Genomic DNA, 12,846 nt, shown 5'->3' on the forward strand with positions numbered 1-12,846 from the left:
GGGCTCGGCGTGGACGGAGGGGTGTCGAGTGACGCGCTGCGAGGACGCTGAGCAGCAGCCGCGGACAGCGGCCGGGGCCGGAGTGTTCGCCGTAGACGACGAGGTCGGCCGGGATCTGGCGTTGGTGGACTGGGCGGCGACGCCCCTGGGACCGCCGGACGAGTGGCCGCAGAGCCTGCAGACGGCGGTGAGCATCCTGCTGTCGTCCCGGTTCTCCATGTGGATGGCGTGGGGGCCGGACCTGACGTTCTTCTGCAACGCCGCCTACCGCCGCGACACCCTGGGCCGGAAATACCCGTGGGCGCTGGGCCGGCCCGCGAGCGAGGTCTGGGCGGAGATCTGGGGCGACATCGGCCCGCGGATCGAGGCCGTGCTGGCCACGGGGAAGGCGACCTGGGACGAGGCGCTCCTGCTGTTCCTGGAACGAGCAGGCTACCCGGAGGAGACCTACCACACGTTCTCCTACAGTCCCCTGCGCGACGACTCCGGCGCCGTGGTCGGCATGCTGTGCGTCGTCAGCGAGGAGACCGAGCGGGTCATCGGCGAGCGGCGCATGGCGACCCTGCGGGACCTCGGCTCGGACCCCAGCGTGGTCCGCACCGAGCAGGAGATGCTGGCCTTCGCCTGCAGGCAGCTCGGCCGCAACCTCCAGGACCTCCCGTTCACCCTGACCTACCTGTACCAGGAGGGCGGCGGCGTGCGGCTGGCGGGGGTGACCGGGATTTCGGCCGGGCATCCGGCCGCCCCCCTCACACTGCCGGCCGACGATCCGGACGCGGTATGGCCTTCGACGGTGCTGGCCCGGGGAGAGCCGGTGCTCGTCCCGCTCGACGGCGCCGCGTACGCCGGTCTCCCGTCCGGAGACTGGCCGGAGCCGCCCGTACAGGCGCTGGTGGTGCCGCTGCTCCAGCAGGGCAGTGCGCCGTACGGGTTCCTCGTGACCGCGCTCAACCGCTACCGCCGCCTGGACGACGCCTACCGCGGGTTCATCGAGCTGGCCGCGGGGCACGTCGCGGCGGGCGTCGCGAGCGCGCGCAGCTACCAGGCCCAGCAGCGGCGGGCGGAGGAGCTGGCCGAGCTCGACCGTGCGAAGACGGTCTTCTTCTCCAACATCAGCCACGAGTTCCGCACTCCGCTGACCCTGATCATGGGGCCAGTGGAGGAGCTGCGCGGCCGTCTCCAGGAAGCCGACGCGCAGGTGCGCGAGGAGCTGGAGGTCATCCGCCGCAACGGGTTGCGGCTGGGCAAGCTGGTCAACACCCTGCTGGACTTCTCCCGCATCGAAGCCGGCCGGATGCAGGCCAGCTACGAACCGGTCGACCTCGCCACGGTCACCGCCGAGCTGGCCAGCCTCTTCCGCTCCGCGATCGACAAGGCGGGGCTCGGGTTCCGGGTCGAGTGCCCTCCCCTGGACGAGCCGGTGTACATCGACCGCGGCATGTGGGAGAAGGTGGTGCTCAACCTGCTCAGCAACGCGTTGAAGTTCACCTTCGAGGGCTCGATCGGCGTCGAGGTGCGCGGGGAGGACGCCCAGGCGGTGGTGACCATCACCGACACGGGCATCGGCATCCCCGCGACGGAGTTGCCGCGACTGTTCGAGCGGTTCCACCGCATCGAGAACGCCCGCTCGCGGTCCAACGAGGGCAGCGGCATCGGGCTGGCCCTCGTGCAGGAGCTGGTCGGCCTGCACGGCGGCACGATCACCGCGGACAGCATCGAGGGCGAGGGCACCCGATTCACCATCCGCGTGCCGTACGGCGCCGCGCACCTGCCCGCGGACGCGATCACGACGGCCGGCGCCGGCACCACCGGCACCCTCGCCGACCCCTACGTCGAAGAGGCGCTGCGCTGGCTGCCCGCGGACGGCAGGGGCGAGCCCGCCGGGACCGCCATGGGGAAGGTGTCCCACGAGGGACTCGCGGCCCGCGCCGAAGACTCCGCCGCCCCGGCGCGTGTGCTGGTCGCCGACGACAACGCCGACATGCGCGGGTACCTCGTCCGTCTCCTCCAGGGCGCCGGCTACCTCGTCAGCACCGCGGGCGACGGGATGGAGGCCCTGGACGCCATCCATGCGGACGCCCCCGATCTGGTGGTCAGCGACGTGATGATGCCCCGCCTGGACGGCCTGTCCCTGGTCGCGGCGCTGCGGGCCGATCCACGCACCGCGACCGTGCCCGTGGTGCTGCTGTCCGCGCGGGCGGGCCAGGAGGCGTCAATCGAGGGACTGCAGGCCGGGGCCGACGACTACCTGGTCAAGCCCTTCGCCGCCGCGGAGCTGCTCGCGCGGGTGCGGGCCACCATGGACATGGCGCGGCTGCGCCAGCACCAGGCGCGCTGGCGTACGGCACTGGTGAACTCGCTGCAGGAGGCGTTCTTCGTCTGCGACGAGGACGGCGCCGTCGTCGAGATCAACAAAGCGTTCACCGACATCCTCGGCTACGGCCCCGAGAGCCTGCCCTACACGCCGATCCACCCGTGGTGGCCGGACGCCGCCGGCGATCCCGAGGCCCATCAGCAGGTCGCCGACGCGTTCAGCGGCCTCGTCGGCCCCGGGCAGGGCAGCTACACCATCCCCGTCACCCACAGCGACGGGCACCGGCTGTGGGTCAGCGTCAGCTTCAACCAGGCACAGGATCCCGACACCGGACGCCGGGTCGTCGTCGGCACCCTTCGCGACGTCACGGCCGAGCACTACGCCATCCAGCGCGAGAGCGCCCTCGCCTCCCTGAGCACCTGCCTTTCCCAGGCGGGGAGTCTCTCCGACGCGCTGACCGGCGCACTGGAGGAACTACGGAATCTGTGGCGCGCGAAGTCCGTGCTGGCCGCCGTCTTCGGCCAGGGCGACGAAGAGCCGGCCCTGACCGCGACGGACACCTCGGTGAGCTGGCACGGTATGCCCGCCGAACGCCGCCGGACGCTCGCCGGCATGCCGCAGCGGCCTCTGCTCACCCCGGTCGCCGGGCACGACGGGGTCGGCATCCTCCTGGAGCACCCCGACGGCCCGATGGCGCTGTGGATCGAACTGGGCGACCGGTCTTTCACCACCGAGGACCAGCTGCTGCTGTCGCTGCTGGCCGGGCGGCTGGCCCAGGGACTGGTCCGCGCCCACCAGATCGACCAGCAACGCGAGACCGCGATCGCGCTGCAGCGCGCCATCCTCGGCCCCGCCCAGCTTCCCGACGGGTTCGCCGTACGCTACGAGCCCGCCACCCGGCCTCTGGAGGTCGGCGGCGACTGGTACGACACCATCGCCCTGCCCGGCGGACGCATCGGCATCGTCGTCGGCGACTGCGTCGGACGCGGGGTGGAGGCCGCCGCCGTCATGGGACAACTGCGCAGCGCCTGCCGCGCGCTGCTCCTGCAGGACGACAGCCCGGCCCGCGTGCTCATGGCCCTCGACCAGTTCGCCGCCGGTGTCCCCGGCGCCCGGTGCACCACGGTCTTCTGCGGCGTCCTCGACCCGGAGACCGGGCACCTGTCGTACTCCAGCGCGGGACACCCCCCGGGCATACTCGCCCACCCCGACGGCAGCACCGGCCTGCTCGACGGCGGACGTTCCGTTCCCCTGGCCGTCCGCCCGGGTGCGACGCGCCCGGAGGGCGAGGCGGTCATCCCCGCGCGTGCCACGCTCATGCTCTACACGGACGGCCTGGTCGAACGTCGTCGCCGCTCGCTGTATTCGGGCATCGACCAGGCCAGCCAAGCCGTACAGGACGGCAGGAACGTCGCGGTCGACGACCTCGCCACGCAGGTGATGATCCGCCTGGCGCCCGCCGACGGCTACGACGACGACGTCGCTCTGCTGCTCTACCGGCACCCGGCCCCACTGGAGATGACGTTCCCCGCCGAGTCGTCGCAGCTCGCGCCCGTTCGCAAGGCGCTGCGGAGCTGGCTCGGCCAGTGCGACCTACCGGCCCAGATCGTGCAGAACGTCCTGGTCGCCGCCGGTGAGGCGTGCGCCAACGCGATCGAGCACGGCCACCGCCACACTCCCGGCGACACCGTCCGGCTCCGGGCCGAGGCGTCCGTCGACAACCTGCGCCTCACCGTCGCCGACACCGGCCGCTGGAAGGCCCCGCAACCCGAGGTGAACAGCCACCGCGGCCGCGGCGTCGCCCTCATGCGCGCCATGATGCAGCAGGTCACCATCACCCCGGGCCCGTCCGGCACCACCGTCGACATGCAGATGAGGATCGCCTGATGACCACGCCGCTCACCCTCACCCCCGGCCATGGCCCTGACGGCGCCGCCCTGCTGACCGTCGCCGGTGAGATCGACATGAGCAACACCGACAGCCTCGCCGCCGCTCTCGACCGCACGCCTGGCCCCGTCGTCCTCGACCTGACCCTCGTCGAATACCTCGACAGCGCGGGCCTGAGCGTCCTGTTCGCCCACGCCGACCGCATCACCCTCATCGCCAACCCCCTGCTGACCCCCCTCCTGACCATCTCCGGGCTCGCCGACCTCGCCACCGTCCAGGACGGCGGTCCCGACGTCCGTTAGGGCGGGCGTTCTCGGCCTCGTCCTGTGGCCGGACCGCTGGGCACCTCCTGTGAAGGGTTGACGCGAACAGGGGGAAGGGATACGTTCCGGTGGATTTCACGATCGTCCAAGGGAAATCCGGTGAGATGCCGGTGCGGACGCGCCACTGTATTCGGGACGTACATCCCGGGAGCCAGGTCGCTTGGGCCTTCGTGACCTCGCATGGTGGGACGCGTCATCCCTGAGGAGGCCTGTATGAGTGGAATGTCCACTCCTTCCGTCATCCCGATCCCGCGACTGAGGCTGTGGCTGCTGACCGTGCCGGTGTTGCTGCTGATCGCCTACCTGGTTCTGATGGACAACGGGGCGATCTCGCAGAGCGGCGCCTATCTGCACGAGCTCATGCACGACGGGCGCCACCTGCTCGGCGTGCCCTGCCACTGAGCGCGGGCGTGGTACGCACCCTGGTGGTCAGGGGCCTGCTTCTGGGCCTGCTGGCCGGATTGATCGCGGGCGGCTTCGCCTTCGCTTTCGGCGAGCCGCGGGTCGACAGCGCGATCGCGCTGGAGGAGGCCCACGTCGCGCACGACGCGCATGGTCACGACCACGGCGAGGAGGAACTGGTCGGCAGACCGGGGCAGAAGGCCGGGTTGTTCCTCGCCACCGGCCTGTACGGGCTCGCTGTGGGAGGGATCTTCGCCCTCGCGTACGCGGGGCTGCGCGGGCGGGTCGGCCCCCGGTCGGAGGGCGGGCTGGCACTCGCCGCGGCAGGGACGGCGTTCGTGGCGGTGATTCTTGTGCCATTCGTGAAATATCCGGCCAACCCGCCGGCCGTCGGAGACCCGGAGACGATCAATAGCCGTACCGTGCTCTACGTGGTGATGGTCCTCGTCGGGCTCGCGGCGGCGGTGATCGCGGTGGCGACCGCCCGCAGGGTCACCGCGGGGCCCTGGGCACGGTGGACCGCGGCGGCGCTGGCGTTCCTGGTCCCGGTGACAGCCGCCTGGATTCTGCTGCCCACCGTCGACGAGGTGCCCGAGGGCTTCCCCGCCACCTTGTTGTGGCAGTTCAGGCTCGCGTCGCTGGGGACCCAGCTGGTCTTCTGGACGGCCTTCGGCGTGTTGTTCGGGTGGGTGAGCGACCGGGCGGCGGGACGTGCGCGGGCCGTCCCGGCCACCGCCGCCACGCCGATCTGAGCCGGGCACGGTGCTGCTCGTCCGGCATGCCGGTACGCCGGAGATGCGGGCCGCCCGATTTCCCCTGGCCGATCGGGACGCCGACGCGGCGAGCCTGGCCAGGGCCGCCGCCCTGGCTCCGATGACGGCGGGCTCGGCCGGGTGGGCCGGTCCCGCCGTCGCCGCGCGCCAGACCGCCGCCGCCATCGGTCTGGAGGCGCGGGTGGCGCCGGCGCTGGCCGAGGTGGACGTCGGCCGGTGGCGCGGCCTGCCGTACGAGCAGGTCGCGCGGGAGGAGCCGGACGCCTTGGTGAGCTGGCTTACCGACCCGCACGTGGTTCCGCACGGCGGTGAGAGCCTGGCCGCGCACGCTGAGCGGGTCGCCGCCTGGCTCGACCTGGTGCGCGCGGAGCCCGGCGTCGTCGCCGTGTGCGACGCGGGCACGATCCGGGCGGCGATCGGCCACGCGCTGGGGCTCGATCCGCTGGGCGCCGCTCTCTTCGATCTCGCGCCGCTGTCGGTCACCGAGTTGCTAGCCACGCGGAGCGGCTGGCGGGTCGCCTACGTCAACCGGAAGGTCCCGTCGTGAGCCGGTCCGCGCCGTACGGCCGGACATCTGGCGGAAATGGCGCTCCCTCTGAGTCGGCCGAGGGCTGACTTCGGCCGGGCGCCTGCCGAAAGGCGCCCGGTGCCCACCGTGGGCCCGACGAGTTCCGCGGACATGCACGAATGCGAGTTTCCTCGCCGGACGGCGCACGGATCGGGCCGGACTTCTTCCCAATCCTTCTCGGATGAGATGAGTGCGGCGGATTTCCGGCCGGACCGGGAGTTTCGCGCGGATGACGAATGAGGCGTCACCCGATGAGAAACTTGGCATGTGGAGACTTCGGTGCCAGGGCGAGCCGAAACACGGCTCCAGGCCAAAATCCTGACGCGATTGCGAGACGCCGGTCCGCAATCTCGCATTCAGCTGTCGGAACACTTCGAAGTGTCACGAACGACGATCGGGACCGAACTCGGCCGGCTCACGGCGCTTCATCTCGTCGAGGAAATCGGACCGGCCGCGTCCCGCGGAGGCCGCCGCTCGACCGTCATCGATCTCGCCGGTCACGTTCGGTTCGTCGGCATAGCCATCGGTGCGACCTCTGTCTCCACCGCGGTCACCGATGGCCGGCTGCGAGTTCTCGCGTTCGAACGCACCGAATGCGACGTACGCCGGGGGCCTGAGCCGGTGCTCGAACTCGCCGCGGAACAGACCCGGCGGCTGCTCGTGAAATTGGGAGTGGACAGGCCGCTGGGAGTCGGCGTGGGCGTGCCCGGCCCGGTGGACTTCTCCCGTGGTATCCCGGTGTCGCCGCCGATCATGCCGGGATGGGACGGTTATCCGGCCCGCGATCTGCTCGGGCGGCGGTTCGATTGTCCGGTCTTACTGGACAACGATGTCAATGTAATGGCACTCGGCGAACAACACGCCGGTGCGGCGGGCACCGTGGAGAACTTCCTGTTCGTCAAGGTCGGCACGGGCATCGGCTGCGGAATCGTGGCCAAGGGTGAGCTCTATCGCGGCATGGACGGATGTGCGGGGGATATCGGACACATCCCGGTCGCCGATTCGGTCGCCGTCTGCGCGTGCGGCAACACGGGATGCCTGGAGGCGTCCTTCGGCGGCGACGCGCTCGCTCGCGACGCCCTCGCCGCGGCCCGGTCGGGGCGCTCGCCCCTGCTCCGGGAACTCCTCGAACGCACCGGGACGCTCACCGCCGCCGATGTGGGGGAGGCGGTCGGCGCCGGGGACGCGACGTCCGTCCAGATGGTGCGCGACGGGGGACGGCGGGTGGGCGAGGTTCTGGCGGGCCTGGTGTCGTTCTTCAACCCGAGCCTCATCGTCCTGGGTGGCGGGCTCACGCTGCTGGGCCACGTCCTGCTCGCCGAGATCCGCGGGGCGATCTACCGGCGCTCGCTGCCGCTCGCCACCAGGAACCTGCCGATCATGATGAGCGATCTCGGCCCGCAGGCCGGCGTTATCGGGGCGGCCAGACTCGTGAGTCAGGAGGTCTACGGGGTCGCCCGGTGATCGGCGCTCGCACCCGCACTCCGCACCCGCACCCCGGCACCCGCACCTGAGGGCCCGCCGGCACTCGGCCGTCGGAGACTTCACGCGCCGGATTGCATGATCATGCATTCCCGTGTATATATTCTACTCGTGTCCAAGGTGCTCACTTCTCTGCCTGTCGGCGAGCGTGTCGGGATCGCCTTCTCCGGTGGCCTCGACACTTCGGTAGCGGTCGCGTGGATGCGGGAGAAGGGTGCAGTGCCGTGCACCTACACCGCCGAAATCGGCCAGTACGACGAACCTGACATCGCCTCGGTGCCGGGGCGTGCCACCGCGTACGGCGCGGAGATCTCCCGGCTGGTCGACTGCCGGGCGGCCCTGGTCGAGGAGGGGCTCGCGGCTCTCGCCTGCGGGGCGTTCCACATCAGGTCCGGCGGCCGCACGTACTTCAACACCACCCCGCTCGGGCGGGCCGTCACCGGCACCCTGCTGGTGCGCGCGATGCTCGAGGACGGCGTGCAGATCTGGGGAGACGGCTCCACCTTCAAGGGCAACGACATCGAGCGGTTCTACCGCTACGGTCTGCTCGCCAACCCCTCCCTGCGGATCTACAAGCCCTGGCTGGACGCCGACTTCGTCAACGAGCTCGGCGGGCGCAAGGAGATGTCCGAGTGGCTGCTCGCCCACGGGCTGCCCTACCGGGACAGCGTGGAGAAGGCCTACTCCACCGACGCGAACATCTGGGGCGCGACGCACGAGGCCAAGTCTCTTGAGCACCTCGACACGGGCATCGAGATCGTCGACCCCATCATGGGTGTGCGTTTCTGGGACCCCACCGTCGAGATCGCCACCGAGGACGTCACGATCGGCTTCGAGCAGGGACGTCCGGTGACGATCAACGGCAAGGAATTCCCCTCCGCCGTCGATCTGGTGCTGGAGGCCAACGCCATCGGCGGCCGGCACGGCCTCGGCATGTCCGACCAGATCGAGAACCGGATCATCGAGGCCAAGAGCCGGGGCATCTACGAGGCCCCGGGCATGGCGCTGCTGCACACGGCCTACGAGCGGCTGGTCAACGCGATCCACAACGAGGACACCCTCGCCAGCTACCACATCGAGGGGCGGCGGCTGGGCCGGCTGCTCTACGAGGGCCGCTGGCTGGACCCGCAGGCGCTGATGCTGCGCGAGTCGCTGCAGCGCTGGGTCGGCATGGCGGTGACCGGGCAGGTGACCCTGCGGCTGCGGCGCGGTGAGGACTACTCCGTGCTGGACACGTCCGGGCCGGCGTTCAGCTACCACCCGGACAAGCTCTCCATGGAGCGCACCGAGGACTCCGCCTTCGGCCCGGTCGACCGCATCGGGCAGCTGACGATGCGCAACCTCGACATCGCCGACTCCCGCGCCAAGCTGGAGCAGTACGCCAGGCTCGGCATGGTCGGCACCCAGCAGCCGGCCTTGATCGGCGCGGCGCAGGCGGCCTCGACCGGCCTGATCGGCGCGATGGCCGAAGGCGGGGCCGAGGCCATCGCCTCCCGCGGCGAGGCTCCCACGGAGGAGGAGCTGCTCGACCAGGCCGCGATGGAGCTCGGCACCGACTGAGGCCACGACGTTCGCTGAGGGCGCCCGGCACGCCGGGCGCCCTCAGCACGTCCTCGCCGGTCATGGCGACCACGGGGCGCGGCCGGACCGGCCACCACGCGGGGAAGGCGCCGGCGTCCTCGCTCCTGCCGTTCGGCCTCCCAGGAGCCCGGTGATCGCCGGGGGCGGCGCGCTAGACGAGGACCCGGGGGTTGAGGATCTCGGTGATCCGGGTGAACCCGTCGGCGCCGTGGCCCTTTCCGATCACCCGGCGTGCCCAGCCCTCGGCCGCGCGCATCACGCTCGCGTCGATGCCGTGCGCCTCGGACACGTGGACGATGTGGGCCATGGACGAGGCCGCCGAGGTGATCGGGTTGCCCTCGCCGGGGAACGCGCCGCTGTCCACGTCCCGCGCCGCCTGCTCGAAGAGGGGCGGCAGGATCGCGCCGATGCCCTTGGCGAACGGCGCCAGCTCGCGAGCGGTCACCCCCTCGGCCCGCGCCACCGCCAGCGCGTGCGCGTAGCCCGCCATCGCGGTCCAGAAGACGTCGAGCAGCGCGATGTCGTAGGCCGCCGCCCGGCCGATCTCCTCACCGAGATGGGTGTGCGTGCCGCCGAGCGCGTCCAGCAGCGGGCGGTGCCGCTGGTAGAGCTCCTCCGGGCCGCTGTGGAGGAACACCGCGGCCGGGGTGCCGATGGTCGTGGTCGGCGTCATGATCGCGCCGTCGAGGTAGCCGATGCCGTGCTCGGCCGCCCAGGCCCCGGCGCTCCTTGCGCGGTCGGGCGTGTCGGCGGTCAGGTTCACGAGCGTGCGTCCCCGCAGTGCGTCGGTGACCGCGTCGCGCCGGAGGACGGCGTCCGCGGCGTCGTAGTTCACCACGCAGATCACGGTCAGCTCGCTCGCCGCGACCGCCGCCTCCGGCGTGGGGGCGCCCACAGCGCCCCGCTCGGCCAACTCGCGATCCCTGCCCGGTGTCCGGTTCCAGACCGTGGTCCGGACGCCGGCGTCCAGGAAGGCCCCGGCCAGGGCCCGGCCCATCGGGCCCAGGCCGAGCACGGTGACGGCAGACTGGTCGGTGTGCTGGATCATGTCTCAACTCCTGCGTGCATGACAGTGGGAGCGCTGAACGGGATGGACGATGACGCGTAGCCGTGCCCAGGACCTGAACGTCTGCGGGGTGACCGCCGCGATCGCGGTGATCGACGGCAAGTGGAAGACGATCCTGCTCTGGCTCCTGGAATCCGCGCCGCGTCGTCCCGGCGAGCTGGTCCGGCGACTGCCGGGCCTCACCGAGAAGGTGCTGACTCAGACGCTCCGGGAGATGGAGGCCGACGGGCTCGTGCACCGTGAGGTGCATGGCGGCCGCCCGCTGAAGACCGTGTACTCACTGACCGAGTTCGGCCGTGAGCTGTCCGAGGCGCTGGCGCCGCTGTCCGACTGGGGACACCGCCGCCTGGAGAAGCTGGCTCTGGAGAGGTCGGTCCCGGAAAGGCCGACGGAGTCTGAATCGGTCTCCTGACACACCACCGGCACCTCCGTTCCGCCTGAAGTCGGGCCGGCCCTCCGGCCGCCGGAACCAAGCTTCACGCCGCCCCGGCAGTGCGGACAAGTACCCACAAAAAGGTGGGTAGGCCGCACCCGTTCGGCTGTCGACACTTCTTTGCACAGTGCATACGTTGCCTTTGCTCGGGTAGCGCGGCCTTGTTCGCGAGATCGACCCCCGAAGGGGGAACGTGGTGGCACTGCGGATCGAGGACTACGGGCTGCTCGGTGACCTGCACACGGCCGCGCTGGTGGGGCGAGACGGGTCGATCGACTGGCTGTGCCTGCCCCGGTTCGACGCGCCCGCGTGTTTCGCCGCCCTGCTCGGCGACGACCGGGCCGGATTCTGGCGCCTGGCCCCCGTGAGCGGCGGTCTCTGCACGCACCGCCGCTACCGCGGCGACTCTCTCGTCCTGGAGACGGAGTGGGACACCCCCGAGGGGTCCGTACGCGTGATCGACGCGATGCCGCCACGCGGCGAGGCGGCCGACGTGGTGCGGGTCGTGGAAGGCGTCAGCGGGCGGGTGCCGATGCGGATGGCGCTGCGGCTGCGGTTCGACTACGGGCACATCGTGCCGTGGGTGCGGCGCCAGGACGGGCGGCTCGCGGCGGTCGCCGGCCCGGACGCCGCCTGGCTGGAGACACCGGTGCCGCTCCGGGGCGAGGACATGACCACCTACGCCGAGTTCGAGGTGGCCGCCGGGCAGCGGGTGCCGTTCGTGCTGACCTATCGGCCGTCGCACGAGCGCGTGCCGCGCCCGGTCGACGCGGAGAAGGCCCTGGCCGACACGGAGGCGTACTGGACGTCGTGGATGCGCGGCTTCCGATACCAGGGCCGGTGGGAGGAGGCCGTACGCCGGTCGCTGGTCGTGCTGAAGGCGCTGACCTACGCGCCGACCGGCGGCATCGTCGCCGCGGTCACCACCTCGCTGCCCGAACGGCCGGGCGGCCCGCGCAACTGGGACTACCGGTTCTGCTGGCTGCGCGACGCGACGTTCACGCTGCAGGCGCTGCTGGGCACCGGCTTCGTCGCCGAGGCCAAGGCCTGGCGGGAGTGGCTGTTGCGGGCCGCCGCCGGAGATCCGGCCGACCTGCAGATCATGTACGGGATCGACGGCACCCGCCGTCTGCCGGAATACGCCCTCGACTGGCTGGCCGGTTACGAGGGCTCGGCTCCGGTCCGGGTGGGCAACGCGGCGTCCGGGCAGTTCCAGCTCGACGTGTGGGGCGAGGTCCTCGACGGGCTGCATCTGGCCAGGACGGCCGGCATTCACGCCGAGGAGCCGGCCTGGGACCTGCAACGGGCGCTGCTGGACTTCCTGGAGAGCCACTGGGACGACCCGGACAACGGGCTGTGGGAGGTGCGCGGCGACCGCCGCCACTTCGTGCACTCCAAGGTCATGGCGTGGGCGGGCCTGGACCGGGCCGTGCGGGCCGTCGAACGCTTCGGCCTGGACGGGCCCGTGGATCGGTGGCGCGCGACCCGCGACAAGATCCACGCCGAGGTCTGCGACCGCGGCTACGACCCCGAGCGGGGCACGTTCACCCAGTTCTACGGCTCCAGAGGGCTGGACGCCGCCCTGCTGCTGATCCCCCGGGTGGGGTTCCTGCCCTGGGACGACCCGCGGGTGGCGGGCACCGTCGAGGCGGTGCGGCGCGAGCTGTGCTCCGACGGGTTCCTGCTGCGCTACCGGCCGCAGGCCGACGGCAACGTGGACGGCCTTCCCGGCACCGAGGGAGCGTTCATCACCTGCACGTTCTGGCTCGCCGACGCCCTGTACGGCATCGGCCGCCACCGGGAGGCGTACGAGTTGTTCGAACGGCTGCTGAGCCTCCGCAACGACCTCGGCCTGCTGAGCGAGGAGTGCGACCCCGCCACCGGCCGGCACCTCGGCAACACCCCGCAGGCGTTCAGCCACGTCGGGCTGGTGAACTCCGCCCGTCACCTGTCCGGCACCCGGCCCGCCGAGCACGCCGCGCACGGCCACGACCACGACGGAAGCGGGCACTTGTGA

The 12,846-nt window shown here is 71.6% G+C and carries 10 protein-coding genes and 1 riboswitch; of the genes, 9 read left to right on the forward strand and 1 reads right to left on the reverse strand.

Annotated features, from left to right (window positions below):
* Positions 1 to 28: 28 nt before the first annotated feature.
* The 7 genes from HHX30_RS22035 (at position 29) to argG (ending at position 9,309) form a co-directional block, all read left to right on the forward strand.
* Positions 29 to 4,201 carry a SpoIIE family protein phosphatase gene (locus HHX30_RS22035; protein ID WP_311922706.1) on the forward strand — a complete coding sequence of 1,391 codons (4,173 nt, stop codon included), beginning with the start codon at positions 29 to 31 and terminating at the stop codon, positions 4,199 to 4,201.
* Positions 4,201 to 4,503 (forward strand): STAS domain-containing protein, encoded by a 303-nt coding sequence (locus HHX30_RS22040; RefSeq protein WP_169983873.1) that lies wholly within the window; start codon positions 4,201 to 4,203, stop codon positions 4,501 to 4,503. Before HHX30_RS22035 ends, HHX30_RS22040 begins: the two co-directional genes overlap by 1 nt.
* 70 nt (positions 4,504 to 4,573) lie before the next feature.
* Positions 4,574 to 4,703: riboswitch (cobalamin riboswitch) on the forward strand.
* Positions 4,704 to 4,737: 34 nt separating this feature from the next.
* Positions 4,738 to 4,926 carry a CbtB domain-containing protein gene (locus HHX30_RS22045; protein WP_169983874.1) on the forward strand — a complete coding sequence of 63 codons (189 nt, stop codon included), beginning with the start codon at positions 4,738 to 4,740 and terminating at the stop codon, positions 4,924 to 4,926.
* An 8-nt stretch (positions 4,927 to 4,934) separates the two neighbouring features.
* The gene (locus HHX30_RS22050) at positions 4,935 to 5,678 is read left to right on the forward strand and encodes a CbtA family protein (RefSeq protein ID WP_169983875.1); all 744 of its coding nucleotides are present in this window, start codon (positions 4,935 to 4,937) and stop codon (positions 5,676 to 5,678) included.
* A 10-nt stretch (positions 5,679 to 5,688) separates the two neighbouring features.
* Positions 5,689 to 6,246 carry a histidine phosphatase family protein gene (locus HHX30_RS22055; protein ID WP_169983876.1) on the forward strand — a complete coding sequence of 186 codons (558 nt, stop codon included), beginning with the start codon at positions 5,689 to 5,691 and terminating at the stop codon, positions 6,244 to 6,246.
* A gap of 288 nt (positions 6,247 to 6,534) precedes the next feature.
* Positions 6,535 to 7,731, forward strand: a complete 1,197-nt coding sequence (locus HHX30_RS22060; protein ID WP_169983877.1) for an ROK family transcriptional regulator — start codon at positions 6,535 to 6,537, stop codon at positions 7,729 to 7,731.
* A gap of 129 nt (positions 7,732 to 7,860) precedes the next feature.
* Positions 7,861 to 9,309 carry an argininosuccinate synthase gene (argG, locus tag HHX30_RS22065; RefSeq protein ID WP_169983878.1) on the forward strand — a complete coding sequence of 483 codons (1,449 nt, stop codon included), beginning with the start codon at positions 7,861 to 7,863 and terminating at the stop codon, positions 9,307 to 9,309.
* A 172-nt stretch (positions 9,310 to 9,481) separates the two neighbouring features.
* On the opposite strand, the gene HHX30_RS22070 is transcribed toward argG, so the two are convergent.
* Positions 9,482 to 10,378: an NAD(P)-dependent oxidoreductase gene (locus HHX30_RS22070; protein WP_169983879.1), complete on the reverse strand. Its 897-nt coding sequence runs from the start codon at positions 10,376 to 10,378 to the stop codon at positions 9,482 to 9,484.
* Positions 10,379 to 10,427: 49 nt separating this feature from the next.
* Here HHX30_RS22070 and HHX30_RS22075 point away from each other — a divergent pair, with 49 nt between their 5' ends.
* Positions 10,428 to 10,808: a helix-turn-helix domain-containing protein gene (locus tag HHX30_RS22075; RefSeq protein WP_169983880.1), complete on the forward strand. Its 381-nt coding sequence runs from the start codon at positions 10,428 to 10,430 to the stop codon at positions 10,806 to 10,808.
* A gap of 217 nt (positions 10,809 to 11,025) precedes the next feature.
* A complete protein-coding gene (locus HHX30_RS22080) occupies positions 11,026 to 12,846 on the forward strand; it encodes a glycoside hydrolase family 15 protein (protein WP_169983881.1) in 1,821 nt (606 codons plus the stop codon).

It is taken from the genome of Microbispora sp. H10836 (genome assembly GCF_012999525.1).
GTDB lineage: Bacteria > Actinomycetota > Actinomycetes > Streptosporangiales > Streptosporangiaceae > Microbispora.

Bases quoted from the DNA above. Each gene is read 5' to 3' on its own strand.
- HHX30_RS22040 (WP_169983873.1), top strand. From the start codon at position 4,201: ATGACCACGCCGCTCACCCTCACCCCCGGCCATGGCCCTGACGGCGCC.
- HHX30_RS22045 (WP_169983874.1), top strand. From the start codon at position 4,738: ATGAGTGGAATGTCCACTCCTTCCGTCATCCCGATCCCGCGACTGAGG.
- HHX30_RS22070 (WP_169983879.1), bottom strand. From the start codon at position 10,378: ATGATCCAGCACACCGACCAGTCTGCCGTCACCGTGCTCGGCCTGGGC.
- HHX30_RS22075 (WP_169983880.1), top strand. From the start codon at position 10,428: ATGACGCGTAGCCGTGCCCAGGACCTGAACGTCTGCGGGGTGACCGCC.